21 protein-coding genes, 1 tRNA gene and 1 pseudogene are annotated in these 25,394 nt (G+C 55.0%); 13 read left to right on the top strand and 10 right to left on the bottom strand.

Annotation, left to right across the window (positions count from 1 at the left end; all coding sequences use genetic code 11):
* Nucleotides 1-2: 2 nt before the first annotated feature.
* A complete protein-coding gene (locus M2407_RS09780; protein ID WP_020827689.1) occupies nucleotides 3-590 on the top strand; it encodes a nitroreductase family protein in 588 nt (195 codons plus the stop codon).
* Between the two features lie 157 nt (nucleotides 591-747).
* Nucleotides 748-1,035, top strand: coding sequence for a DUF2623 domain-containing protein (locus M2407_RS09775; protein ID WP_259217821.1), 288 nt, complete (start codon nucleotides 748-750; stop codon nucleotides 1,033-1,035).
* 33 nt (nucleotides 1,036-1,068) lie between these two features.
* Here the strand turns inward: M2407_RS09775 and M2407_RS09770 are convergent, their stop codons facing one another.
* Complete coding sequence (locus M2407_RS09770) at nucleotides 1,069-1,638, bottom strand: XRE family transcriptional regulator (RefSeq protein WP_116690177.1); 570 nt, start codon at nucleotides 1,636-1,638, stop codon at nucleotides 1,069-1,071.
* 39 nt (nucleotides 1,639-1,677) lie between these two features.
* On the opposite strand from M2407_RS09770, the gene M2407_RS09765 reads away from it, so the two are divergent.
* The 5 genes from M2407_RS09765 to M2407_RS09745 all read left to right on the top strand — a co-directional run bounded on the left by M2407_RS09765 (nucleotide 1,678) and on the right by M2407_RS09745 (nucleotide 6,289).
* Nucleotides 1,678-2,196, top strand: coding sequence for a GNAT family N-acetyltransferase (locus M2407_RS09765; protein ID WP_048762556.1), 519 nt, complete (start codon nucleotides 1,678-1,680; stop codon nucleotides 2,194-2,196).
* Nucleotides 2,197-2,221: 25 nt separating this feature from the next.
* Nucleotides 2,222-2,392: a hypothetical protein gene (locus tag M2407_RS09760; RefSeq protein WP_232807845.1), complete on the top strand. Its 171-nt coding sequence runs from the start codon at nucleotides 2,222-2,224 to the stop codon at nucleotides 2,390-2,392.
* Nucleotides 2,393-2,779: 387 nt separating this feature from the next.
* Nucleotides 2,780-3,928 carry a tail fiber domain-containing protein gene (locus M2407_RS09755; RefSeq protein ID WP_259217816.1) on the top strand — a complete coding sequence of 383 codons (1,149 nt, stop codon included), beginning with the start codon at nucleotides 2,780-2,782 and terminating at the stop codon, nucleotides 3,926-3,928.
* Nucleotides 3,929-4,079: 151 nt separating this feature from the next.
* Nucleotides 4,080-5,993, top strand: coding sequence for an S-type pyocin domain-containing protein (locus M2407_RS09750; RefSeq protein WP_259217815.1), 1,914 nt, complete (start codon nucleotides 4,080-4,082; stop codon nucleotides 5,991-5,993).
* Nucleotides 5,990-6,289, top strand: coding sequence for a hypothetical protein (locus M2407_RS09745; protein ID WP_130016410.1), 300 nt, complete (start codon nucleotides 5,990-5,992; stop codon nucleotides 6,287-6,289). Before M2407_RS09750 ends, M2407_RS09745 begins: the two co-directional genes overlap by 4 nt.
* Nucleotides 6,290-6,491: 202 nt before the next feature.
* Here the strand turns inward: M2407_RS09745 and M2407_RS09740 are convergent, their stop codons facing one another.
* Complete coding sequence (locus tag M2407_RS09740; protein ID WP_130016409.1) at nucleotides 6,492-8,678, bottom strand: TonB-dependent siderophore receptor; 2,187 nt, start codon at nucleotides 8,676-8,678, stop codon at nucleotides 6,492-6,494.
* 249 nt (nucleotides 8,679-8,927) lie between these two features.
* Nucleotides 8,928-9,815: an SDR family oxidoreductase gene (locus M2407_RS09735; RefSeq protein WP_259217810.1), complete on the bottom strand. Its 888-nt coding sequence runs from the start codon at nucleotides 9,813-9,815 to the stop codon at nucleotides 8,928-8,930.
* Nucleotides 9,816-9,959: 144 nt separating this feature from the next.
* On the opposite strand from M2407_RS09735, the gene M2407_RS09730 reads away from it, so the two are divergent.
* Nucleotides 9,960-10,892 carry a LysR family transcriptional regulator gene (locus M2407_RS09730; RefSeq protein ID WP_128865675.1) on the top strand — a complete coding sequence of 311 codons (933 nt, stop codon included), beginning with the start codon at nucleotides 9,960-9,962 and terminating at the stop codon, nucleotides 10,890-10,892.
* 33 nt (nucleotides 10,893-10,925) lie between these two features.
* On the opposite strand, the gene M2407_RS09725 is transcribed toward M2407_RS09730, so the two are convergent.
* The 3 genes from M2407_RS09725 to M2407_RS09715 all read right to left on the bottom strand — a co-directional run bounded on the left by M2407_RS09725 (nucleotide 10,926) and on the right by M2407_RS09715 (nucleotide 14,155).
* On the bottom strand, nucleotides 10,926-11,525 hold the full coding sequence (locus M2407_RS09725) for a hypothetical protein (RefSeq protein ID WP_130016407.1): 600 nt from the start codon (nucleotides 11,523-11,525) through the stop codon (nucleotides 10,926-10,928).
* A gap of 593 nt (nucleotides 11,526-12,118) precedes the next feature.
* A complete protein-coding gene (locus M2407_RS09720; RefSeq protein ID WP_041414744.1) occupies nucleotides 12,119-13,150 on the bottom strand; it encodes a methionine synthase in 1,032 nt (343 codons plus the stop codon).
* Nucleotides 13,151-13,177: 27 nt separating this feature from the next.
* Complete coding sequence (locus tag M2407_RS09715; protein WP_259218363.1) at nucleotides 13,178-14,155, bottom strand: DUF1852 domain-containing protein; 978 nt, start codon at nucleotides 14,153-14,155, stop codon at nucleotides 13,178-13,180.
* 520 nt (nucleotides 14,156-14,675) lie between these two features.
* On the opposite strand from M2407_RS09715, the pseudogene M2407_RS09710 reads away from it, so the two are divergent.
* A pseudogene (locus M2407_RS09710) lies at nucleotides 14,676-14,780 on the top strand (type II toxin-antitoxin system PemK/MazF family toxin); the annotation flags it as partial.
* Nucleotides 14,781-14,850: 70 nt separating this feature from the next.
* Here M2407_RS09710 and M2407_RS09705 read toward each other — a convergent pair.
* A tRNA-Asn gene (locus M2407_RS09705) sits at nucleotides 14,851-14,926 on the bottom strand.
* A gap of 348 nt (nucleotides 14,927-15,274) precedes the next feature.
* Here M2407_RS09705 and nac point away from each other — a divergent pair.
* Nucleotides 15,275-16,198 carry a nitrogen assimilation transcriptional regulator NAC gene (nac, locus tag M2407_RS09700; protein ID WP_020827677.1) on the top strand — a complete coding sequence of 308 codons (924 nt, stop codon included), beginning with the start codon at nucleotides 15,275-15,277 and terminating at the stop codon, nucleotides 16,196-16,198.
* 1 nt (nucleotide 16,199) lies between these two features.
* Here the strand turns inward: nac and M2407_RS09695 are convergent, their stop codons facing one another.
* Together M2407_RS09695 and M2407_RS09690 are read right to left on the bottom strand one after the other, a co-directional pair.
* Nucleotides 16,200-17,657 (bottom strand): heavy metal sensor histidine kinase, encoded by a 1,458-nt coding sequence (locus M2407_RS09695; protein WP_048762598.1) that lies wholly within the window; start codon nucleotides 17,655-17,657, stop codon nucleotides 16,200-16,202.
* On the bottom strand, nucleotides 17,654-18,361 hold the full coding sequence (locus M2407_RS09690; protein ID WP_020827675.1) for a heavy metal response regulator transcription factor: 708 nt from the start codon (nucleotides 18,359-18,361) through the stop codon (nucleotides 17,654-17,656). Before M2407_RS09690 ends, M2407_RS09695 begins: the two co-directional genes overlap by 4 nt.
* Before the next feature lie 288 nt (nucleotides 18,362-18,649).
* Between M2407_RS09690 and M2407_RS09685 the strand changes: the two genes are divergently transcribed.
* Genes M2407_RS09685 through M2407_RS09675 form a run of 3 tightly spaced genes read left to right on the top strand, consistent with a single transcriptional unit; the run spans nucleotide 18,650 to nucleotide 24,418 of the window.
* The gene (locus M2407_RS09685) at nucleotides 18,650-19,852 is read left to right on the top strand and encodes an efflux RND transporter periplasmic adaptor subunit (protein WP_142814927.1); all 1,203 of its coding nucleotides are present in this window, start codon (nucleotides 18,650-18,652) and stop codon (nucleotides 19,850-19,852) included.
* Nucleotides 19,845-23,018, top strand: a complete 3,174-nt coding sequence (locus M2407_RS09680) for an efflux RND transporter permease subunit (RefSeq protein ID WP_259217805.1) — start codon at nucleotides 19,845-19,847, stop codon at nucleotides 23,016-23,018. The genes M2407_RS09685 and M2407_RS09680 overlap by 8 nt, the downstream gene beginning before the upstream one ends.
* Nucleotides 23,015-24,418, top strand: coding sequence for an efflux transporter outer membrane subunit (locus M2407_RS09675; protein ID WP_259217804.1), 1,404 nt, complete (start codon nucleotides 23,015-23,017; stop codon nucleotides 24,416-24,418). Before M2407_RS09680 ends, M2407_RS09675 begins: the two co-directional genes overlap by 4 nt.
* Before the next feature lie 49 nt (nucleotides 24,419-24,467).
* On the opposite strand, the gene M2407_RS09670 is transcribed toward M2407_RS09675, so the two are convergent.
* Nucleotides 24,468-25,385 (bottom strand): bestrophin family protein, encoded by a 918-nt coding sequence (locus tag M2407_RS09670; protein ID WP_041415501.1) that lies wholly within the window; start codon nucleotides 25,383-25,385, stop codon nucleotides 24,468-24,470.
* Nucleotides 25,386-25,394 lie beyond the last annotated feature (9 nt).

The following is a 25,394-nucleotide window of genomic DNA, read 5'->3' as shown; positions in this document are numbered from 1 at the left end:
CCATGAGCCAGCCAAGAGTTTCCGATCACCCGATTGATGCGCAGTTTATTGAACGCTGGTCGCCGCGCGCGCTGGCGAATGATCCTATCGACGATACGACCCTGTTGAGCTTCTTCGAAGCGGCACGCTGGTCGCCTTCGGCGTATAACATCCAGCCGTGGCGCTTCGCTTATAGCAAGCACGGTTCGGCCAGTTGGGACAGCTACCTGGACTTCCTGATTGAATTCAACCGCGGCTGGGCGCAGCACGCTTCGGCGCTGGTGGTGATCATTTCGAAAACGACCAGCCTGAACGGCGAGAAGGAAGTGGATAACCCAAGCCATTCCTTTGATACCGGTGCTGCCTGGGCCAATCTGGCGCTGCAGGCGCATCTGAAAGGCTGGCTGACCCACTGCATGGGTGGCGTTCACCACGATAAAATCAAGGCTGCGCTCAACCTGCCGGATAACTATCAGGTGCATGGCATGGTGGCGATCGGCAAGGCGGGCGACAAATCCCTGCTGCCTGAATTCCTGCAGCAAAAAGAGATCCCTTCAGGGCGTTTGCCGCTGGAGCAGACGGTGGTGGAAGGGCTGAACTTTACCCTGTAATCGCTTTTTCTGAGACTGATCCGGCCCGCAGGGTTCCCTCTGCGGGCTTTTTTATTGCCTTGCGTAGATGAGGTAAAACTTTGTGAGTATGTCCATGAGTGCGATGATCGCTATATAATATTTTATATAGCGATTGTTGAAAATTAGGGGAGGGTACATGGACAATCACTTCGGTAAGGGGCTGATGGCCGGGTTAGCCGCGCGGGACGCCAAGCCTGCTGCGCAACTGTCCCGTTTCTGTTGTGAATACAAACGTGGCTTTGTATTGGGCTATGCGCACCACCTGGCGGAAAGCCTGGGTGACGAAAATCAGGCTGCGTTCGAGGCCGGCTTGCTCTGCCGGGCTTACGATCTTAACGGCGAGATGATGAGTGAGTTCTTCACCGGCGGCAGCAACCGCCTGGCCGAAAAGTTTTTCTGCGCGGGGTACAACCGGGAAGGATAACCTTAAGCACCGCCACGCTTTGGCCTGAGCGACTCAGGCCTTGTTCATCACCACCACCAAATAGATGCAGAGTTCAGCGCTTTCATTCTTGAACACGCAGTCGGTCGGTGGGCCAAGTTCCAGGCAATCGCCCTGGTCCATTTCATGGCGGGTTTCGCCTTCCTGAAACACCAGCGAGCCGGACAAAACCCAGATCAATTGCCGCATAAAGGCATAGGCCGAAGCCGGCATGGGGATCGCGGCCCCGGCGGGCAGTTCAATGCGCACCAGATCGAGCGGCATATCCGACTGCGGCGACACATGGCGACGCACGTAGCCGCTGTCGGGATCGACCCACAGCGGTTGGTCCTGCTTACGCATCAGCCGGCCTTCCTGCGTTTCCGCCCGGGCGATCAGTTTGGACATGCTCAGACCGAATGCTCCGGAAAGCCGCCCCAGCAACATCGCCGTTGGGCTACTGTCGCCGCGTTCAATTTTGTGCACCATCGCGCGTGAAACGCCGGCCCGTTCCGCCAGATCGGACAGCGACCAATGGCGCGCCTCACGTTCGATGCGGATCCTCGCGCCGATGCGCTGATTTAGGTTGTCTAATTTATTATCCATATCATAGTATGATAGTAGACGGTCAACCAAGAGGTCAACATGCTTATCCGTAACGCGACTATAACCGATAGCGCAGGCATTGCCGCTATCTATAACGACGCCGTGCTGAACACCACGGCAATCTGGAATGAACTTAGCGTCGACGAGGCAAACCGCGCCGCGTGGATAACAGAACGGCAGGGGATGGGCTACCCGGTGCTGGTGGCGATTGACGCAGCGGGTGAGGTAATGGGCTATGCCTCATTTGGCGATTGGCGGGCGTGGGACGGCTATCGACACACCGTCGAGCATTCGGTGTATGTTCGGCGAGACAGCCGCGGCGGCGGGGTAGGTAAAACGCTGTTGATTGCGCTGATTGAGCAGGCGCGGGCGATCGGCAAACACGTGATGGTGGCGGGCATTGAGTCCGGCAACCACGCGTCTGTGCAATTGCACATTAATCTGGGCTTCGAAATGGTAGGTCGCATGAGCGAAGTGGGTGCCAAGTTTGGCAAATGGCTGGATTTGACCTTCCTGCAGCTGAAGCTCGACGACGCCAGCGCCCCACCAAAGCGCTAATGGCACAGCGAAAACCGAGATCTCTATGAATATCATGCTATTGCTGCTGGTTGCGGCCGGGGTCAGCCTGGTCATTCAGAACCTGTTGATGGTGCGCATTACAGAGAGCGTGTCGACGGTGCTGATTACGCTGGTGATCAACTCCAGTGTTGGCGAGAGCAGCGAAACAGCAAAAGCCGTTACCCTGTTAATTTAAATAGCCAATTAAAGATAAATGAATAAGTCATCACTCATCATTAGCTGTCGTCACTTCTCCTTTCTTGACTTCTCAAAGAGAGATTTGCTGTAGGTGTAGTCTCTCACCATCATAAATGGACCTACCCGCAGTCATTGCCTAACCGTGTTCACATTAAATGAGAGCCGATTCCCCTTTGTTGTTTCCGATATCACACATCAATTGATAATAATTATCATTTGATATTGTCTTCTGATACGCTCAATATACTGGTTATGCATACAGTATTGTGTGTGTTTATCGGCTTTGGACACATTTAGATGCGCGGCTCATGCTTTTTTGCCTGCAGCTCGGAAGTGACCTGATGCCATTTAACTGTCAGAAAGGATGTTAAAAGAGGAGATTATCATGGCTGAACAAAAGAAAAGCGCTCAAGTATTCAACGGTACCAATGATGACATTACCGAACTGAAATCGTTGACCACGCTACGCAAACGCATCATCAGCGACGACGAAATCGTCTCCAAATCAGCCAACGGCTTCCGACTGGCTAATGGTAACACCGGAGTGATGCTGCGTAACGATGGCAAGGACTTCTATGCATTGACCACGCCAGGTGGACAGGCTCTGGACGGGCAGTGGAATACCCTGCGACCCTTCTCATTCAATCTCGCTTCCGGGCGGGTTGCTTTACGTAACGGCGTAGATATCTCCGGCGGAGCGATGGTCTCGCATAATGCGGGTATCTCCACTGCGACCACCGGTCCTTCTCCGCTTATTAACGGACAGGTCTATGATGCGGCCGCCGTACATACCGATTTCACCAGCGGTAATGTCACCACCACAATGCGGATGAATTCACGAGTTATCGCCGGCAAAGAGGATTATGGGCTGCTCTCTTACCGCGATAGGCAGGGGAATTGGAATGAACTTCGGATCAGAGCCAACGCCGAGCTGTCAGTAGGTCAACTGACCAAACGTAACGCTCAAGGTTGGTTTACTGCAAGCTCACCTGAGAATGCCGATAAATCGAGAGAATCCATTACAAATGGGCTGTACTTACAAAATTCAGGTAATAAACACGTAAAAATTTATCATCACGACCATGTGAGTTACAACGAGCTGGTGATAAACGTGAGTGACGGAAACAAAAATAGCTGGTTCGTTTTCAAAGAAGATGGCTATGCCGTCACCGGTGGCGGGTGGAACATCAGTTCCGACATCCGCATGAAAACCGCTATCGCAAAAATTGACAGCCCCCTGGACAAGCTGGCCAGCATCGGTGGTTATACCTATTTCAAACAAGGCGTGCCGGAAGCCGGAGTGATTGCCCAAGAAATAGAAAACGTCTTGCCGCAGTCCGTCACACAAAGCGAAATGAAACTGAATGATGGCAGCGTGCTGAAAGATGCCCGCAGCATCAATATTAACGGCGTAGTGGCACTGCTGGTTGAGGCGCTAAAAGAAGAACGCTCACTTCGAGAGGCTGAACGTGAAGTATTTGAGACGCGATTAGCCGCTTTAGAAGACGTCAAGTCAACATTTCGCAATTCTTGAGCAACAGTTACGGGACTTACATATGGAGAACCTTTATCTGCGCGTTTCAGTAGCACGTCCCCTTGTTCTGGGTCGGTCTCCTATCCATAAATATGAACTGTATGTAAATACAATTTGACGAAGTTAGTCATTGCTAATATGGAGGTTATTTATGCCAGAAGAAATACTCACCGTGACTGCTAATCCCCCACCAGTTATAGATAGTGGAACTAACACCGGAGCACCCTTACCCGTTTACGTTCCCTGGCCGGGAATGGGCGGGGTTCGGCCTGGTGGCGGGAGCCCAGCGTATGATCCGAAAAAGGTAGCTTTCTCCGGGTTATCCGAACTCAGCGAAAGTCAGACGAAAATAAATCAATTTCTGGACGATGCCAGGAATGCTTATCCGCAAAATGCAGAGCAAATCTGGGACGAGGCTAATGCGTTGTTGACTGATTTAATAAATACCGGACTTATTAATCAGCCTGAATTCAATGCGGCAGCCAATGCATTGCAGGAATCGATTAAGTCATTACAGGCGAATATCGATTTAAAAAATGAGGAAGAGCAGATAGTTAACGACAAGGTGCAGGAAACAGAGGTCACCTTCCGGGATTTTATGAATAACAATAAGCTCGCGAATTTTATCGACAAGCCTGCTGGCATGATTGATGTGGCGATATCAGTAGCAGGGCCAGGGTTCATCAAATTATGGAATGAAACCGTACCCCCTAGAATTAGCGCGGAGATTGAGGAGAAAAATAAACTCGTCGCATATCTTGACCGGGTAAAAATCATTACGGGTGATGTAGCTGCCAAGAAAAATGCCCTGGCTGATATAAAAAATAGGACTGAATCTGAAGCCAGAGTGAAGGCTGAAGAGGCCCGCAAGGTCGAGGAAGCTCGCAAGGTCGAGGACGCTCGCAAGGTCGAGGAAGCCCGCAAAGCCGAAGAGGCAAGGAAAGCGTTGTTTGCCAAGGCGGGCATTTTGGACACACCGGTTTATACACCTGAAAAGTTGAAAGCCGCCAATGCGGCATTGGCTGCAGCAGGGGCAATCGTGCTTAACCGTGCCGGCGGTTTGGTACAGTTGTCTACGGTGGCCAACAGCGTCATGGTGGCCGCCAGTGAATTGGCAGGCTGGGTGTCAAGTGCCCTATGGAGGGGGGTGGTTGAAGTTTCTCGAATAGCAACAGTCAGCACGATAGGTCCAACTGTTGGTGCTTTTGTGGTTGGCTTCTGGCCGAGGAAAGCCGGGGAAGGTAGTGACAGAGTTTTCGGTCGCGACATTGAAATGTTCGCTGCTCAGGCTCAACTCTTTGCCGCAGGAAAGGTCAGTATTACCCCTGAGATGACCTCAGTCGATTTGCCGGTGCGCGGCTTTATCACCTCAGGCAACACTGGTCAGCAAGAGGTGACGTTGGTAAAAACAGGAGCCGCCGGCGTTTCTGCCAGTGTGCCTGTGTATCGACCAGTACGTGATGAGAAAACTGGATTGGACAAGATAACCTTGCCAGCGGTGAATGGGGCTCCATCGCGAACCATCCTGGTCAATCCGGTGCCAGTTGGACCCACGGCCCCACCCCATACCGGTAACACCGCGCCGGTGCCGGTGACACCGGTCCATACCGGCACGGAGATAAAACAGGCGGACAGTATCGTCACAACCACCTTTCCGGCGAGTGACATCCCGCCGTTGCAAGATTTCATTTACTGGCAGCCGGATGCATCGGGGACAGGTGTAGAAGCAATTTATGTGGTGCTGAGCAGCCCCCCCAAATCAGTTACTCATAAGCATAAGCATTATCCACCCAAAGGTGTACCTTGGAAAGATGTAATAAAAACAACAGGTAATGGAGGGAGTGCTAAATTTAAACCAGAGGTTAATATTTCTGAAATTGATATCGATGCATGGGAAAATGGTCAAGTAACTGAAAAACACTCAACATGGAAGGTTAAACAATATGATCATGTAATTGGTGCTTATGCGGGAAAAGAAACTCAATGGGTTGTTGTTAAGGAGTCTCAGGGGGTTATTCACTCTCATCCAATTTCGGAACAAAAGGCTAAGGGGTACATAAAATGAGCATCGACCGTAAGGAAATCGATTTCAAAGGTGGCGTGGTAACTGATGATACATTATTTATAACGGACCTTGATGATTCAGTAGACTATATCGATGAAGATTTATTATTGGTGGAGTATAAAAATAATTACTCAGTGGACGTGTCATTTCATGAGGGGCTTAATAATTTAAGTGTTAATGTCATATTCGAAAGCGATTGGGAACATCCTGTATACAGAAAGGTTATAGCGCTTAATGGCAAAAAAGAGTTGCTAGAATCGATCAAAGAAGCTATTGACATCGCAGTTAAGGCTTAGAAAAAGAGCATAAAATTGACACTGTAACTTAGGAAATTTTGCAATCGTAATCTATAAAAGTATGGTGTCAAATAATCTACAAAACTTTCGATAAATGTGTTTTGATCAACGTCCAGCAAACTAAGGTTTGTTGGGCGTTTTCGTTGATGGCTTATTCCAAGCCCGCCCGGTTTTCCCCGAACGGGCCTGCTTATTTATTCGATCAGAATGACAGGGTCATACCGGCATAATACGCGCGCCCAGGTTCGTTGTAAGTTGATGCCCCTTGGTTCTCGCGGTATAGCTGTTTATCGAACAGGTTACTGATACCGGCATTCAGGCGCAGATCCTTGGTCAGATCGTAATTCACGCCAATCGCAGCCACGGTGTAAGCTCCCACTTCATTGGTCGCCAGCGAACCGACTTCATTACGGATCTCGGCATATTCGCGGGGTTTCTGACGACCATAGAATGTCCAGGTGAGGTTGGTCGAGAGTTTGTCGGTTACCTGATAATCCAGCATGGTGTTAACGGTGTATTTCGGGATCACGGAAAGCGGGTTCCCGGTATCCTTATTTTCCGATGTGATCATATAGGTGGCGTTGGTACGCCAGTTCAGCCGATCTTTCACTACCGGGATCACCAGGTTGCCTTCTAGCCCTTCCACCACCGCCTTGCCGCCATTTTCCCAACGCAGAATGTTGTAGCCGTTAGAGGCGTAGCCCACCAGATCGGTCCCGGAAACGATTTTATTTTTATAATCGTTACGGAAATAGGTAATACCGGCGTTGAACCCTTCATAGGTGAACTCCAGGCCGACTTCTTTGTTGATGCTGACTTCCGGATCCAAGTCGGCATTGCCCATCAGGTAGCAGCTCCCCGTGGCAATGTTGTCCGGGCAGCCGTTGCCGCGGGTGGCCAGCAGGTAGCCTTCGCTGGACTGATACAGGTTTGGGGCTTTAAAGACGCGGGCGATCCCGGCTTTCAGTTTGAAATGGTCGCCAAGTTCCTGCGAGGCATTCAGGCTTGGGCTCCAGTTGCTGCCGAATTTGCTGTGATAATCAAAACGCATGCCGGGGATCAGCAGGGTGCCGGGCAAGACTTCGATATTATCTTCGAAGTACAGGGCGCTGAGTTCTGCGCTGTTTTTGGCGCTGCGTCCGGAAGGATCGCCGGAGATATCGCCGATGGTGACGCCGCTGGCATCGGTGACCTGCATAGAGGCCGGATCGTCGAGCTGCTCACGGTTCCACTCGGCCCCCAGGGTCATGGTTTGTTCGAACCACAGGTTGAGCGGCAGCGTCACTTCACCGGTGGTTCTGACATTTTTCAGCCGACTGGTGTTGAATTGGTCGCTGTTGATCATCCCTTCGACACGCCCGGTAGAGCCTTCCTGAAGACGGGTATTGTTGGTTTTTTCGTAGTAAACGCCGACGCGTGACTGGCCCCAATCCCAGATGCCGTTATGGGTGATGCCGTAAGTCTGGCGATACAGGCGGTTGGTTTCTTGTCCGTACAGCGACGAAACCAGATCGTTCGGGCTGAGATTACCGTTGCTGTACTGGGTATCGCCGGCGTAGATATTGCCTTGGCGGCTATAGCCCAGCTCAAAATCGAGGATCTGCGTCGGGGTCATTTTCCACGAGAACAGGGCGTTGACGTCTTTGTTGCGTACGCCTTCGCTACCGGCAGCATAGGAACCGTTTTGCGCGGTGTTGATATCCGCCGCATCGGCGTCGGTCTTGTTAAAGTTGCCGTACAGGCGCATGGTGAGCGCGTCGCCGGCCAACGGGCCGCTGAGGCTAAAGTTGGTGCGTTTCGTTGCGCCTTCCTTGTCGTTTTCAGGCTGATTGGTAAACAGCGACAGGCTGCCATGCCAGTCATTGGTGGGGCGTTTGGTGATGATATTAATCACACCGCCGGCGGCACCGGAACCGTAACGCGCCGCCGCAGGCCCACGCAGCACTTCGATGCGCTCAACCATTTCCGCCGGCACCCAGTTGGTATCGCCGCGGGTGTCCCTTTCGCCGCGCCAGCTGTAGCGAACCGAATTGCGCGACGTGGTGGGGACGCCGTCGATTAAAATCAGCGTGTTTTCCGGCCCCATGCCGCGTATATCGATCTGACGGTTATTGCCACGGCTGCCGCTGGCGCTGTTGCCGGTCAGGTTCACGCCGGGCATTTTGCGGATGATGTCGGATAAATCGTTGACCGGCGGATCCTTGGCGATGTCCTCGGCGGTAATAATGGAAACGCCAGGCTGCTGTTTTAATTGTTCTTCCGCCGGCGCCAAAACTACCATTTCCTCACTTTCCGCTGCCAAATCATCGGCAGCATAGCCGCTCCCGCTAATTAATCCCGCCAGCAAAATCGCGCCTGGTTTCAATTTGAAAGAGTGTGTGTAAATCATGCATCTTATCCCTGAAAGTATGTGCAAATATTATTGAATAATTATGATAACGATAACTATTCTCATTTATTGTAAGGAAAGTGCAAATTCACAATATCTCCACAATGTCGTTTCGGGCGGGGTGTGTTTTTATCTGATTGATAAATTTATATTTAAAAAATTTTTCTGATGGTGAGCCTAAGTGGCGCAGGGCAGATGTAAAGCTAAAGCCCGCCTGGTTTTCCCCAAACGGGCCAGATAAAAAAGGAATTAATAGGCGAAAGCGGCCCGGTGTTTGCGGATAAACTCTGGCCAACGAACCGGCTCTTTGCCGGCAATTGTCGGGAAGTTGTCAAAGGTTTCTTCAACGCCGGGAATATCGCGTTCGGCAATGCGGCGCAGATTGTCGCCAACGCAGTTCATATAAGCCATCTCGGCGCCAGATTGCCGCATGTTCTCCAGGAAAATCCGGTAATCGAGCGCTTCATAGCGAAATGGCTGGCCCAGTATTTCCGTCAACATGGCCGCAATCTCGCCATAGGATTTGGCGTCATAACCCAGTCGATAGGTTTTGCCCGCATGCTGTTCAGGGTGCAGCAGTGAACAGGCTGCCGCCAGCGCGACGTCTTCGCCGTCAACCCAACTGAAGGGAGCATCACCGGTGTATTGCTGAATGACGCCGTTGACCACCGCGGGAATGCCACCGTAGCCGATCAGATTTTGCATAAAGCACTCCGGCCGCAAATGCGTAAAGCTGAAACCCAATGCCTCAATATAACGTTCGATCAATTGATGCCAGGCCCAGTGAGCAATGGTGGTGTCGTCGCGGCCGCAGGCACCGAGGTGCACAATATGCTGCACCCCGGCCTGTTTCGCCTTATCGAGAAACACCTTGCTCTGGCGCAGCATGTCGACGGTATAGCCGGTCGCCAGAAAGGTGCGGTCAATACCCTGCAGCGCCGGCGCCAGCGTTTCTTCTTGATCAAAATCCATAATAACGGTGCTGATGCCCTGAGCGGTAAAAGGCTCGGCTTTTTTCGGGGAGCGTACCGCCGCCACCAGGGCAATGGTGGTGTCTGCCTGCAGGTTACGCAAAGTATCGCCGCCTATCTGGCCGGTGGCGCCGGTAATCAGCACCCTTGGTTTGTTTATGCTCATCAATAAACTCTTGTCATGGTCTGTGGTTGAATCGGGCCTGGCCCTGAGGATGTATTACCAGATCGAGTTTACGGGGAATAAATTTCCTATTTAGGCTATAAATTACCGAGTTTATGGAATTAAATTCATTAATGGTGACGGACTATGTTTTCTTCCGAACGACTCAAAGGTATCGATCTGTTTGTCTGCGTAGCCGATCTGGGCAGCTTTACGGCCGCCGCAGAACGTCTGAACTTGACCGGTTCCGCCATCAGCAAAGGCATTGCCCGTCTCGAAAGCCGGCTGCAGGTTCGCTTGTTTAACCGGACCACGCGGCGCCTCTCACTGACCGACGCGGGGGAAACCTTTTACCGCACCTGCACCAGCGTATTGGGCGAGCTGGAAGAGGCGGAGCTTGCCATGCAGGCTGAAAATGCCGAGCCACGGGGAAGGGTGCGTATCGATCTTCCTGCCGCCTATGGTCGTCTGCATGCTTTACCGGTGATCCTCAAGCTGATTGAGCATCATCCGCTGTTAATGCCGCATATTTCGTTTTCCGACCGCTTTGTCGATCCTGCGATAGAGGGGATCGATATTATTGTGCGTATCGGCGGCGCGGATATTTGGCCGAATACTTTAGGACACTGTTATCTGGGGGCGCAGCGGCATATTTTTTGCGCTTCACCGGCCTATGTGAAAAAGCGCGGCGTGCCGAACAACGAACAGGATTTGGATAATCACAGCTGCGTGGTTTACGGCGAAGGCAACGGTATGCTCACCCCCTGGCATTTTGCCGGCGTGCAGGCGAATAACAGCGAGAAAAGGGTGTTACCGGCGCGGGTGGCTATCGGCGATGCAGAAGGGCAGCTTACCGCCGTTTTGGCCGGGCACGGCATAGCGCAGTTGCCTACCTGGTTGGTGAAACGGCAGCTTGCAGAGGGTTCGCTGGTGGAGGTATTGCCTCATCTGGCAACCGATGGATTACCGATTAATCTGGCCTGGCTCAAGAGCCGGCAGGCGCTGCCGAAAGTTCGCGCGTTATTGAAGATCCTGACTGACAATCTGGGGCCAGATGGCAGCATGACCGAGCGCGCCTGAGGTTCGTTAGGCACTTCAGCGACAGAAAAATTCTCAGGAAATGGCGGCGGCGAGGTTGCGCAATTCCGGCAACACGCCCAGGTTTTTCTCCTGCACGATATCCTGACAAACTTTCAGGATCACCGCTTTGACCACGTCGGAGCTTCGCATCAGGTTCTGTTGTTCCATTAGGCTATTGACTTCAGCCAGCTGTTTTTTAGTGACTTTCATTGACAGCCGTTTGGATGCCTTGGCATTTGCCAGCTCGCTGCCTAACAGCGCTTTCAGTCCTTCCTGATGATAGTAGCCGGTGGTCAGCGCATGAAGGTAATACAGGATCAGCGTCTTATGAAAATCTTCGCCCAGTGAAGCATCTATTTTCTGCGTGGCGACGTTAAGAATATCGAGATAGTGCGCCGGAACCCGGACTTCCAGCGCCGACTTGCTTTGTTCAAACTCGCTTTTAATTTGCGGTGTGGATTGAGCAGGGACACTGACCACGGAGTCGCACTGGTTACAGACCGCGGCCAGAATATTCTTTACCGTGCCACGCCGATCGCTGAAGTCCACATCGCGTAAACGATAAGTCGCGATAGATTTCCCGCAGTGGTGACACAGAACGGCACGCGTATCGCCTTCTTTAACAATTTTCACTTTGAACTCCTTGTCGATTTATTGGTGCACGCTGATAAAGATGACGTCGGGTTCCATAAAATAAAATTTTACGTACCAGCAGCAACCGGACTTCCAGGGTTGAAGAATGTGAACGTCAGTATCTGCATCCTGATGATGTGGACGGCACTGATATGCGTCTCCGGAAGTTTTCCTGATAAGTTCGATTACCTCGTTTTTATCAACCTGACCAGTGGCGAACAGATTCTTGACATCGATGTTGCCACGTACCTCATGGTCATACGCGCCTTGCTGAAGACAGCGTATAGCGAGCTTTTTTACGTCCCTGAACCCCATCTTATCTCCGTATATTGTACGAAATTTGGCGTACGCACAAGGTGTCTGAAAAATTTCATAGCACTTACTCTACTGGCGATAGTGAGGGTGAAGTTAAGTGATGAACGTGTGTCGCGTGGAGAAAAGACTAAAAGGCGCAGCACTGCGCAAACTGATGCAACGCGTAGCAACGTTGGCGGATAAAAATGCGAGAAGCCCGCTCAAGTTTCCCTGAGCGGGCTCAAATAGGGTTTACCACTTCGCACATTTATCCGCCGAAAGCAGGATATTGGGCGAAGTTACTTTGCTGAAAGCTCTCTGCGGATGATCTCTGCACCTGCGCTTAAGGCATTGAGTTTGCCTGTGGCTACCCGACGCGATAAAGGCGCCATGCCGCAGTTGGTCGAAGGGTAGAGTTTGTCGGCATCGACAAACTGAAGGGCTTTGCGCAATGTATTGGCCACTTCCTCCGGGGTTTCTATGCTGTTGGTCGCCACGTCAATGGCCCCGACCATCACTTTTTTACCGCGGATCAGTTCAAGCAGATCCATAGGAACATGCGAGTTATGACATTCCAGCGAGATGATATCGATATTCGAAGTTTGCAGTTTGGGGAACGCTTCTTCGTATTGTCTCCACTCTGATCCCAGCGTCTTCTTCCAATCCGTATTGGCCTTGATGCCATAGCCGTAGCAGATATGTACCGCTGTTTCACATTTAAGCCCTTCAATGGCTCTTTCCAGAGCGGCGATCCCCCAATCATTCACCTCATCAAAAAAAACGTTAAAGGCGGGTTCATCAAACTGGATAATATCGACGCCCGCAGCCTCTAATTCTTTGGCTTCCTGATTGAGGATCTTGGCAAATTCCCAGGCCAGTTTTTCGCGGCTCTTATAGTGGTTATCATAAAGCGTATCGATCATGGTCATCGGGCCTGGCAGGGCCCATTTGATGGGTTGCTTGGTCAGCTGACGTAAAAACTTGGCATCTTCCACAAAAACGGGTTTTTGACGCGCCACAGCGCCAACCACGGTTGGTACGCTCGCATCGTAGCGATTACGGATTTTAACCACCTCACGCTTCTCGAAATCAACGCCGCTCAGGTGTTCGATAAACGTAGTGACAAAGTGTTGGCGCGTTTGCTCGCCATCGCTGACAATATCAATGCCTGCACGCAGTTGATCTTCCAGGGACAAGCGCAGGGCATCTTGTTTTCCCTCAATTAATTCCTCATTTTGCAGTTTCCACGGTGACCAAAGTGTCTCTGGTTGTGCAAGCCAGGAAGGTTTCGGCAAACTGCCGGCAGTAGAAGTTGGGAGCAAAATTTTCACAATAAATGACCTTTTATTTTCGATTAATTAAAGAGCGTAGTGAGCAGACCATTGCTCAAGAATATTCTTGTAGGGTTTGATGAAATGCTCTTCAGTAAATTTCCCCTGCTCAATAGCCAACTGGCTGCGTTCTTCTCGGTCATAAACAATTTTCGTCAATGAATGATCCTGCTGATTCAGGCTTGGCTGATAATATTGCCCTGCGGCAGAGTTCGCATTGTAAATCTCAGGCCGATAAATTTTTTGGAAAGTCTCCATCGTGCTGATGGTACTGATAAGCTCAATATCAGTGTAATCACTCAACAAATCGCCGGAGAAATAAAAGGCCAAAGGCGCAACGCTATTTTTCGGCATAAAGTAGCGAACCTGTAATCCCATTTTTTCGAAATACTTCTCAGTCAAAGATGAGTCGTTTTGCTGATATTCTATGCCCAATACAGGATGCTGGTTACCCGTCCGCTGATAAGTGTCTTTACTTGAGACGCTTAAGCAGATTACCGGTGACTTTTTAAAATTCTGTTTGTACTCCATTGAGTTGACGAAATACTTAAATATGTTGCCGTGCAGGTCGCCAAAATCATCTGGTATGCTAAACCCAGGTTGGTTTTTGTTGTGTTCCAGCAGCAATACACTGAAGTCATAATCTCGCACATAAGAAGAGAAATTATTCCCGACAATGCCTTCAATCCGCTGGTGAGTTTTTTTATCAATAATGTTGGTTTTTAATATTTCAATCACTGGGAAGGTATTGCCATTGCCTTCAACACTCATCTCGACAGAAATAATTTCAAGCTCGACAGAGTAACGATCGCCTTTTGGGTTGTCCCAATGCGCTAACGTATTGAAACGATTATCAATCATTACCAATGTGTTGCGCAGATTCTCCCGGCGATTTTTCCCTCTGGCCAAATTGGCAAAATTGGTGGTAATACGCGTATTCTCAGAGGGGTTATAATCCTCATCGAAAAGGCTGCGCTTAATCGTAAATGTAAAGTCTCTGCTCATCGCGATGTTGCACCCTAAGTTCTGAGATGAAAACTGAATTGGCTTCTTGATTTCGTAGAAGTTACTGGTTTGTTCACTCATCAGTCTTCATGTTGTCAATAAGTTAATGTTGCATATTTTATGCCAGAGCCATCGGATGAGTGAAAGCGACTAAATTTCATTACCACATGAGCTATCTTCATGATCTGACAGCGGCGGGTATCGGCAGAGTTGCCAACCCCCTGGGCTTAACGATCCGCAGCGGCATCCTGCGGGCAGAAACGGGCAACTGAACAGGCCAATGGAAAGGGGATAAAGGCGAGGTGAGGGTGCTGATTGCCGAAGCGCTCGGTATCGCACCAGAGCAAATCAGGCCTTCGCGTTATCGCTGAGATATTCCCGGCGCAGCATGATCCGGAATCTGCGCCGCATTTTGTTTATCTGATTGTCATAATCATTTGAACCGTAAGAATAATTGCTATCGTACGCCTCGTTACGTTAAGGCAAATGCCATAGGAATCTGACTAAAAATCGCACATAGCCCAGAACCATTGACCTGGGGGCTCGTAGCGGCAAACGACTGGAACGTGTACCTGACAGTATCATGAACGAGGTGCTGGGCAGCCTGGAAGCTATTCTGAGCTGAAGCTTTTAATTAAATAGAAAACCAAAAGCAAAACGCCCGCTTAAGTTTCCTTAAGCGGGCGTCTTTAATATGGCTCCTCTGACTGGACTCGAACCAGTGACATACGGATTAACAGTCCGCCGTTCTACCGACTGAACTACAGAGGAATCGTGTGAACGGGGCGAATAATAGCGGGGTGATGCGGGCTTGTAAAGCCTGAAAACGCCTTGCCGTTTCGTTTGCTGCAAGATTATTCAACCTGCTGCTTTTTATGGCTTTTATTGATGCTCTGCTGCGCAATGGTTCAGGAGCGGCCATGGGCTGCACTCCGCGTGCTTCACGCTGGTGCAAACCTTCTCCGTTCTGGGTCGTCCATCGCAGGGGGGTTATTGAGCACCAGCATCATTTTTTCTTATTTTTCCGGCGATTAGTTAACGGCTTCTCTTATTTCGTCGGTCTGGCCCGGATCTTGCTGCCGTTCTGTCAACGCAGTTCAGCGGCATGACGGAGGCAATATGAATTTCAGACGTCTGAAGTATTTTGTGAAAATCGTCGATATCGGCAGCCTAACCCAGGCGGCGGAGGTGCTGCATATCGCGCAGCCGGCGCTCAGCCAGCAGTTGGCCACCCTGGAAGGGGAGCTGAAACAGCAACTGCTGATCCGCACCAAGCGCGGCGTGATGCCGACCGAGGCCGGAAACATCCTGTATGCCCATGCCCAGACCATTTTGCGCCAGTGTGAACAGGCGCAGAGCGCGGTCAACAGCGCCGGACAGGCGATGAGCGGTCAGGTATCCGTCGGGCTGGCGCCGGGTAGCCTGGCATCACAGTTGGCGCTGCCGCTGTTGCAGGCGGTACGCGATCAGCATCCGGGTATCTTACTCAGTTTGAATGAGAACATCGGCTCTACGCTCGCCGGACAGGTTGCCGGTCAAAGTCTGGATATGGCGGTGATCTACGGTGCCAAAATGCCTGCGGGCCTTCAGGCCACCGCGCTGATGCGAGAAGATCTCTATCTGGTGGCGACGCGTGCGGTGCCGAACCCGGGTAACAGCGTTGATCTGCTGGACGTTGCGCGCCTGAATCTGTTCCTGCCGCGCGAAGGTGATGTGGTACGCACCCAGGTTGATGAAGCCATGGCGGTGCGCAAGCTGGCCGCCAATGTGATTGGTGAAATCGAGTCCTCCAGCACCTTGAGCGCGGCCATCGCCAGCGGCCTGGGGGCCACCATTTTACCCGAGTCGGTGGCGCGGGCGATGATTGGCCCGGCCAAGGCCTGGATGGCTCGAATCAATGCTCCGTCGCTTAGCGTGCCGCTGTCGCTGTGCATTTCCGCACAGCACTCCCTGTCGGCGCCGGCGTTGGTGGTGAAAGAGATCCTGCTGTCGATCGCCGCCAGCCGCAGTCAGGAAAAACGCGTGTTGGCGTTGGTACAATAAATCACGACAGGCTTTCCCGCTTAATCTCGGCGATGGCGGGAGCCGCCGGCAGCGGTTTTGGCGCCGGTGGCGTCGGGTTTTCCTCTGGCCGCGATAGCGCCAGCGAGAAACCGAAGGTGTTGACGCCGTCGAGACTGTGGACGAAGGCTTCCCCCTGGTGCATCAGCGCAATAGCGCGGACGATGGACAGCCCCAGACCGTGGTGCATGTCACTGCGAACGCGCGAAGAGTCGACGCGGTAGAAGCGTTCAAACAGCCGGCTCAGGTGCTCGGGGGCGATGGTTTCGCCCTGGTTGGCAACGGCGACGACGGCAAATCCCCGCTGCTCCTGCAGCAGTACCGAAACGGCGCTGCCCGCGACGGCGTGGCGCGCACTGTTTTCAAGCAGGTTAGCCAGCGCACGATGGAACAGCCGCCGGTCAACCTGCGCCCGCACCTCTCCGGAAATCTCAATGGTCAAATCGTTTTCCATAAACGAAGGTTCGACGTATTCCGCCGTTTTCAGAGATTCTTCCCGCAGCGACACTTCGCTCAGTTGGGTAGCGTATTGTCCGGCCTGAGCGTGGGACAGGAACAGCATGTCGTTGACGATCGAGGTCATGCGTTCCAGCTCTTCCAGGTTCGACTGCAGCAGTTCTTCCAGTTCCTGTACGCTGCGTTCGCGAGCCAGCGCCAACTGGGTTTGACCAATCAGATTGGTGAGCGGGGTGCGCAGCTCATGCGCCACGTCGGCGTTAAAGCTCTCCAACTGCCGCCAGGCCACTTCCTGGCGCGCCAGCACGCCATTGAAAGACTCCGCCAGGTTGCGCAGCTCGGCCGGTAAGGTGGCGCTGTCCAGCCGCTGGCCGGTAGTGCCGGGCACCAAGCGGTGCGCCTGTTCACTGAGATTGAGCACCGGTCGCATACCGAAGCGCGATATGGCATAGCCCAGCAGGGCCGCCAGCCCAATCCCCAGCAGCGAAATCACCACCAGCGCCTGGGTGAACTCCCTCAGCGTGCCCATATAGGGGGCAGAATCAATCGCCACCACATAGCGCACCTCTGGGCGAGCGCCCAGCGGCGGCAGCGTTGCGATCAGCATATACAGCGGGCAATCGCCGTCAGGATTGGCGGCAGTGGCGAAACCGTCCGCCAGTTTTGACCAGTGGGTTCCCGGCGGGGGAGCACCGCCGAAGCGGTAACGCGGATCCTCGCTGATCACCCAGTATTTCACCTGGCTGCCTTCGCTGTTGGACAGGGTATTGAGCTTTTGTTGCACCATTGGCCAGTCGCGAGCGGTCCCTTTGGCTTCGATAAAGGGGGAGACCAGCGAATGGCGAAAGTGCAGCTCGTTGTGCATCTGGTTTTGCAATGAGGTCAGCAGCGAACTGCGCAGAAACAGCGCCAGCACCAGCATGATCAGCGCCATGGTCAGCGCGAACATCAATGCCATCCGGCTGGAAATGGAAATTTTCATCAGGCGATTATCCGTGGCGCATCGCGATGCAGCGGACGATTTTCCAGCACGTAGCCCATGCCTCGCACCGTGTGCAGCAGCTTTTGCGGATAGGGGGAGTCGATTTTGGCGCGCAGGCGCTTAATCGCCACTTCAACCACGTTGGCGTCGCTGTCGAAGTTCATGTCCCAAACCTGTTCGGCGATCATCATTTTGGACAGTATCTCCCCCTGATGGCGAGCCAACAGGCTGAGCAGGGCAAATTCTTTGGCGGTCAGATCGATACGCTCCCCGCCGCGGGTCACTCGCCGCGCCAGCAGATCCACGTGCAGATCGTCGATTTGCAGTTGGGTGACGTCAATGCCGTCGCTGGTGCGGCGGCGCAATAACGCCTGGATGCGGGCGACCAGTTCGATCAGCGAGAACGGCTTGGGCAGATAATCATCCGCGCCGTGGCGCAGGCCCTTGACGCGTTCGTCTACCGAACCGCGGGCAGACAGCATCAACACCGGCGTCTGTTTGCTGGCGCGCAGGCCCTCCAATACCGCATAGCCGTCTTTGCCCGGCAGCATCACATCCAGGATCACCGCGTCATAGTCCTGCTGCACCGCCAGGTGCAAGCCCTCAATGCCATCGCCGGCGACGTCTACGGTGTAGCCCAGTTCGCTCAGTGCGCGGTTAACGTAGGACGAGGTTTTTTCTTCGTCCTCAACCAACAGTAATCGCATGGCCACTCCCGTCATTATCACCTGATGATTAATTAATCATGAAACCCGCCACCTTGCCACAAGACATCATGTTCAGTGATGAGTTTATGACAGCCATGCGGTCGTGAAGCTGACGGCTGGCTGACATTTTTGTCAGCTAACGCCGCCGCCGGATAAAAAACGCGTTAACTGACACGAATGTTATCTGCGGGTCACGTTGAGGTCAGTTTGCCGCTCGTACAGTAACCTTTGGCCGCTTTGTGGCGCGCCGCGCAACCCTTGACCCAGCATCTAAAAGGATACGGACTCATGAGCCTCAAAATCGCCTCTCTTGCTGTCGGCGTGGTGGTGGCCGCTACTTCGCTCTCTTTGTGGCTGGTGGTGGCCGCTCGCGATACGCCGCCAACTGCACCGCCGCCACCGCCACGGGTCGGGGTGGTAACGTTGAAAAACGAACCTATACCCCTGACCAGTGAACTGCCGGGACGGGTTGCCGCCTTTCGCAATGCGGAAGTGCGGCCACAGGTCGGGGGCATAGTGCAAAAACGCCTGTTTACCGAAGGGGAACAGGTCAAGGCGCAGCAACCGCTTTACCAAATCGACCCGGGGCTGTTTCAGGCGGAATACGATCGCGGCAATGCGGCCTTGGTGCGAGCGCGGGCACAGCTGCGTACCGCCGCGTTGTTGATTCAACGTTACCGGCCGCTGGCAGAGAGCCGGGCCATCAGTCGTCAGGTGTATGACGACGCCGTAGCCGCTCATCAGCAGGCGGTGGCCGACGTGCAGTCTGCGGAGGCCCAGTTGGAAACGGCACGTATCAATCTGGTTTATACCCGGGTGCTGTCACCCATCGACGGCATTATTGGACGTTCGCTGGTGACCGAAGGGGCGCTGGTGACGGCGCAGCAGGCCGAGGCGGTGGCGGCGGTGCAGCAGATAGATCCGATTTATGTGGACGTGACCCAGTCCAGCGTCCAGCTTTTGCGGTTGAGAAATGCGCTGGAAAGCGGCGCGGTTGCTCAGGCCGACGGCCCTCAGTCTGCGGCGGTCACTCTGACACTGGAAGACGGCTCTCGCTATGTCCACGGTGGCAAATTGCAATTTTCAGAAATCACGGTGGATCGTTCCACCGGCTCGGTGGTGCTGCGCGCGGTATTCCCCAATCCGGAACGCAAGCTGCTGCCGGGCATGTTTGTGCGAGCCCGGCTGTTAGAGGGCATGGCCGCGCAAGGGGGGCTGCTGGTGCCGCAGCGGGGCATTACCCGCAACCCGCGCGGTGAAGCGACCGCCCTGGTGGTGAACGAGGCGGGCAAGGTTGAGCTGCGCGAACTGACCACCGAACGGGCGATGGGGGACAGTTGGCTGGTGTCGACCGGGCTGGCGGCGGGCGATCGGGTGATTGTCGAAGGCGTGCAGCAGGTCAGGCCTGGCGCACAGGTCAATGCGGTGGAGTGGGCTCCGGCTGCCACAACGCTGTTAAGCAGCACTCGTAAGGAGCCGGCGCATGGCTAAATTCTTTATCGAGCGCCCGGTGTTTGCCTGGGTGCTGGCCATCATCATGATGCTGTGTGGCCTGCTGTCGATTGCCAATCTGCCGGTGGCGCAGTACCCAAGCATCGCGCCACCCACCGTCAGCATTCAGGTCAACTATCCCGGTGCCTCGGCGAAGACGGTGCAGGATACGGTGGTGCAGGTGATTGAACAGCAGATGAACGGTCTCGACAATCTGCAATACATTTCCTCCGAAAGTAATTCCGACGGCAGCATGAGCATTGCGTTGACCTTTGCGCAGGGCACCGATGCCGATACCGCTCAGGTACAGGTGCAAAACAAGCTGGCGCTGGCACAGCCGCTGTTGCCGCTGGAGGTACAGCAGCAGGGGATCCGCGTTACCAAGTCCACCGCCAACTTTATGATGGTGATGGCGTTTGTCTCGACGGATGGTCGCATGACCCGGCAGGACCTGGCGGATTACGTCGCCTCCTATGTACAGGATCCGATCAGCCGCACCAACGGCGTGGGAGACTTCCAATTGTTCGGTGCGCCTTATGCGATGCGCATCTGGCTGGATCCTGCTGCGCTGGTGAACTACAGCCTGACCGCCACCGACGTCAGCAATGCGATTCAGGAGCAGAACGTTGAGGTTTCATCCGGTCAGTTGGGGGGACAACCGGCGTTGCCCGGCCAGGAGCTGAATGCCACGGTAATTGGCCCCTCACGCTTGCAGACCCCGGAGGAGTTCGGCCAAATCCTGCTGAAAACCGATCCGGACGGTTCGCGGGTTCGCCTGGCCGACGTGGCGCGCATTGAGCTGGGCGCGCAGAACTACGCGATTGATAGCTACTACAACGGCAATGCGGCGGTCGGGCTGGGCGTGCGTCTGGCAACCGGTGCCAATGCGCTGCAAACCGCGCAGGCGGTGCGTGCCACGCTGGCGGAGCTGAAACCCTTCTTCCCACCGGGAATGGAAGCCGTGGATGCCTATGACACCATTCCATTCATTAGCCTGTCGATCGAAAACGTGGTGCGTACGCTGGTGGAGGCGGTTGTGCTGGTGTTTGCGGTGATGTATCTGTTTTTGCAGAACTTCCGGGCCACGCTGATCCCGACGCTGGCGGTGCCGGTGGTGCTGCTGGGGACCTTTGGCGTGCTGGCGGCCTTCGGTTACTCGATCAACACGTTGACCATGTTTGGCATGGTGCTGGCGATTGGCCTGCTGGTGGATGACGCCATCGTGGTGGTGGAAAACGTCGAGCGGCTGATGCATGAGGAGGGGCTTTCACCTAAGCAGGCAACCCGTAAATCGATGAGCCAGATCACCGGTGCCTTGATAGGCATCGCCATGGTGCTGTCGGCGGTATTTGTGCCGATGGCGTTTTTTGGCGGTTCAACCGGCGTGATCTACCGGCAGTTCTCCATCACCATTGTCTCCTCGATGGTGCTGTCGGTGATGGTGGCGGTGGTGTTTACCCCGGCGCTGTGCGCTACGCTGCTCAAGCCGGTAAAGCCGGGAGAGCATGCCGCACGCAAAGGTTTCTTTGGCTGGTTTAACCGCCGCGTCGAGTGGGCCAACCGCAGTTACGCGGCTTCGGTAATGCGCGGTCTGGGCCGCCCACGTCGGCTGATGCTGATTTATCTGGTGATTGCCATTGCCACCGGCTGGCTGTTTACCCGCATTCCGACCTCGTTCCTGCCGCAGGAAGATCAGGGCATGTTGTTCGCGCAGGTACAGGCACCGGCCGGGGCCACCGCAGAACGGACGCAGGCCACCTTGCGCGGTGCCACGGAGTACCTGTTGAAAATGGAGAAGGACAGCGTGCGTTCGGTGTTCGCTATCTCCGGGTTTAACTTCGGCGGTCGCGGGCAGAACGTCGGCACCCTGTTTATTCGCCTGCATGACTGGGACCAACGGCCGGACGCCTCGCAAAAGGCCGACGCGGTCGCCACCCGCCTCAACGCCATGTTCGCACGCGACTTTCGCGATACCCGTATCTTTGTGGTTTCGCCCCCGGCCGTACGTGAATTGGGCAACGTGGCGGGCTTTAACTTCCAACTGATGGATCGCGGCGGTATTGGGCATCAGCCATTGCTGGCGGCGCGCGACAGGTTCCTTGCCGCTGCCCGGCAGAGTCCGGTGTTGAACAACGTGCGTGCCAACGGCCTGGAGGATGCGCCCCAGTATGAACTGCTGATCGACCGCGAGAAGGCGCGGGCGCTCAGCGTACCGATCACGGAGATTAACCGCACGCTGTCGCTGGCCTGGGGCTCGGGTTATGTGAACGACTTTATCGATCGCGGTCGGGTGAAGCGGGTTTATGTGCAGGGAGATGCCTCGTCACGCATGCTGCCGCAGGATCTGGAACAGTGGTTTGTGCGTAACGACAACGGGGATATGGTGCCGTTCTCCGCCTTTGCCAGCGCCGAATGGACCTACGGTGCGCAGAAACTCAATCGGTACAACGGCGCACCGTCGTTTAACCTGCAGGGCGAACCGGCGGCGGGCTTCAGCTCCGGCGACGCGATGGCGGAAATGGAACGCATTGCCGCCACCATGCCGCCCGGCGTGGGCTACGACTGGACCGGACTGTCGTTTGAAGAACGGTTGTCCGGCGCCCAGGCACCGGCACTCTATGCGATTTCACTGCTGGTGGTCTTCCTGTGTCTGGCGGCGCTGTATGAAAGCTGGAGCGTGCCCAGCGCGGTGATGCTGGTGGTGCCGCTCGGGGTGATTGGCGCGGTGGTGGCCACGTTGCTGCGTGGGCTGGCCAACGACGTTTATTTCCAGGTGGGGTTGCTGACCACCGTCGGGCTGGCGGCCAAAAATGCCATTCTGATCGTGGAGTTCGCCAAGGCGCACTTCGAAGCCGGCGCCAGTCCGGTAGAGGCGGCGGTGCAGGCCGCCAGACAGCGGCTGCGGCCGATCCTGATGACCTCGCTGGCGTTTATTCTCGGCGTGGTGCCGCTGGTGATTGCCAGCGGGGCGGGCTCAGGCAGTCAGAATGCCATCGGCACCGGGGTAATCGGCGGCATGCTGACCAGCACCTTCCTGGCCATTTTCTTCGTACCGGCGTTTTTCGTCATCATGCTGCGGCTGTTTCGGGTGAAACGGCTCAGCGAACGCCGCCGGGCGGAGGATGAAGCGGAGATAACTGCCCCGGCGCCGGGAGCTGAGCCATGATAAAACTTTTGGCTATCATGCTGGCCACTGCCACCCTGACGGGCTGCTCGTTGACGCCGGACTATCAACGCCCCGCTGCGCCGGTAGCGCCAGCCTATCCGGATTATGGCGTCGCGCAGGTCGACGGAACGGCAGCGGCTATCGGTTGGCGTGAGTTTTACCGCGATCCGCTGCTGCAAACGCTGATTACGCAGGCCCTGACGAATAACCGTGACTTGCGCATTGCGGCGCTGAACGTGGAGGCGGCTCGCGCCAGCTACCGCATTCAACGGGCAGATACGCTGCCCACCCTGGCGGCGCAGGGCAGTGGTTCGGTACAGCGTACCCCGGGCAGTCTGTCCGCAGGCGGGCAGTCTGCGGTGGGGCGCAGCTATCAGGTCGGGGGAGCGCTGTCGTGGGAGCTGGATCTGTTCGGGCGGCTTCGCAGCCTCAACCAGCAGGCGTTGGAATTGTATTTGGCACAGGATGAAACCCGGGCCGCCGCGCAACTGGCGCTGATCGCCGAAACCGCCAACGCTTATCTTTCGCTACGCGCCGATAGCGAACTTCTGGCGCTGGCGCAGGAAACGCTGAGCTCACAGCAGGCGGCCTTTGGGCTGGTGGAACAAAGCTTCCAGCTCGGTGTGGCGACCGAACTGGATCGCAGCCAGGCGGAGGTTGGGGTACGGACGGCGCAGCGTGATTTGGCTCAGTATCGGCGTCAGGTTCGGCAGGACACCAATGCCCTGACGCTGTTGGTTGGGCAGCCGTTGGGCTCGGCGATGAGTTCGCGTCTGGCGCAGGCCAGCACCTTGCCGGACGATCTGTTGCCGGAAACCATTCCGGCCGGGCTGCCGGCAGATTTGCTGACCCGGCGGCCGGATATCCGAGCGGCAGAGCATCAGCTACGCGCCGCCAATGCCAATATCGGCGCGGCGCGGGCGGCGTTCTTTCCGTCCCTCAGCCTGACCAGTTTCGGCGGCACGGCCAGCGCCGGCCTGGACGGTTTATTTTCTGCCGGTTCCGGTGCCTGGAGTTTTGTGCCGCAGCTCTCGCTGCCTATCTTCTCCGGCGGCTCTTTGCGTGCGGGATTGGATCTGGCGGAGGTGCAAAAACGCATTGAGGTGGCGCGTTATGAGCAGGCGATACAACAGGGATTTCGCGAAACCGCCGATGCGCTGGCCGGTCGCGACACGCTGGATGAGCAAATCCGGGCGCAAACGCAGTTGGTGGCGGCCAATCAACGCGCTTACAGCCTGTCGCAGCAGCGTTTTCAGCAGGGCGTGGATAACTACCTGACCGTGCTGGATTCCCAGCGTTCCCTGTATGCGGCGCAGCAGGTGTTGGTGGATACGCGCCTGGCGCGATTGACCAATCTCGTCGATCTTTACCGTGCGTTGGGCGGCGGGTGGCGCGAATAAGGGTTTTGCCAACAGGCGCGGCCTTCACCGCGCCTGACGTGGTTGCCGGTTAGCTGAGCTGGTAACGGCTGTCCGGCCGTGCGGCCGCCGGTAAATCCGTTTCGTCGTTCATTTCGCGCAGGTTGATCTCAATCGCGTTGCACATGGCATTGAGCGGCAGGTCATTGGCGGCGGTGCCGAATGGATCTTCCAGTTCCTCTGCCAGCGAGTCCAGCGAGATGAAGGTGTAGGAGATAAACACCGACACCAGCGGCGTCATGTAATGCAGATCCGGCACCAGCGCGAAAGGTAGCAGGGTGCAGAACAGGTAGACCGTGCGATGAACGATCAGGCTGTAGGCAAAGGGGATCGGCGTATTGGCGATGCGTTCGCAGCCGCCGAGGATCTCCGACAGCCGGTTGAGGTTTTGGTCGATGCTGTGAAACAGCATGTCCGACAGCTGTGCCGATTGTCGTTTTTCGCCCAGCCATTGGCCCATCATCAACAGCAGCCGGTTGCAGGGGGACATGCTGTTTTCTATCGCTCGCAGATCGACGTTGGGCAGCAGCCGTTGCAGGTCGGCGCTGCTATCGGTGCCGCGCAGCTGGTGTTTCAGGCAGTAGCTGAACGCGATCAGCAGGGCGGCAAACTCGCGCGCCGCCTGATCCTGCTGCGGTAGCAGACTCTTGATCTGGCGCAGCAGCGAGCGCTCAACGATCAGCAGGCTGCCCCACAGCAACCGCGCCTCGGTGAAACGCGCATAGCTGACGCTGTTGCGGAAGCCGAGAAAGATAGCGATCGCCACGCCCAGCAGGCTGAAAGGCGCCAGGGTCAGTTTGACCCCCAGATGTTCGTACCATTGAAAACACAGCACGGCGACGATGGACATCGCCACGTTAAGGCTGAGGCGAAACAGAATTTTGGATAGCACTGAACCGTGCCAGACGAAGAGCCGCCTGAACCAGTGTTGCTGAGGTCTGACAATCATATGTGTGGT

The organism is Serratia sp. BIGb0234, from assembly GCF_024809915.1.
Taxonomy (GTDB): Bacteria; Pseudomonadota; Gammaproteobacteria; order Enterobacterales; family Enterobacteriaceae; genus Serratia; species Serratia liquefaciens.
This window is presented reverse-complemented; position numbering and strand designations above follow the sequence as displayed.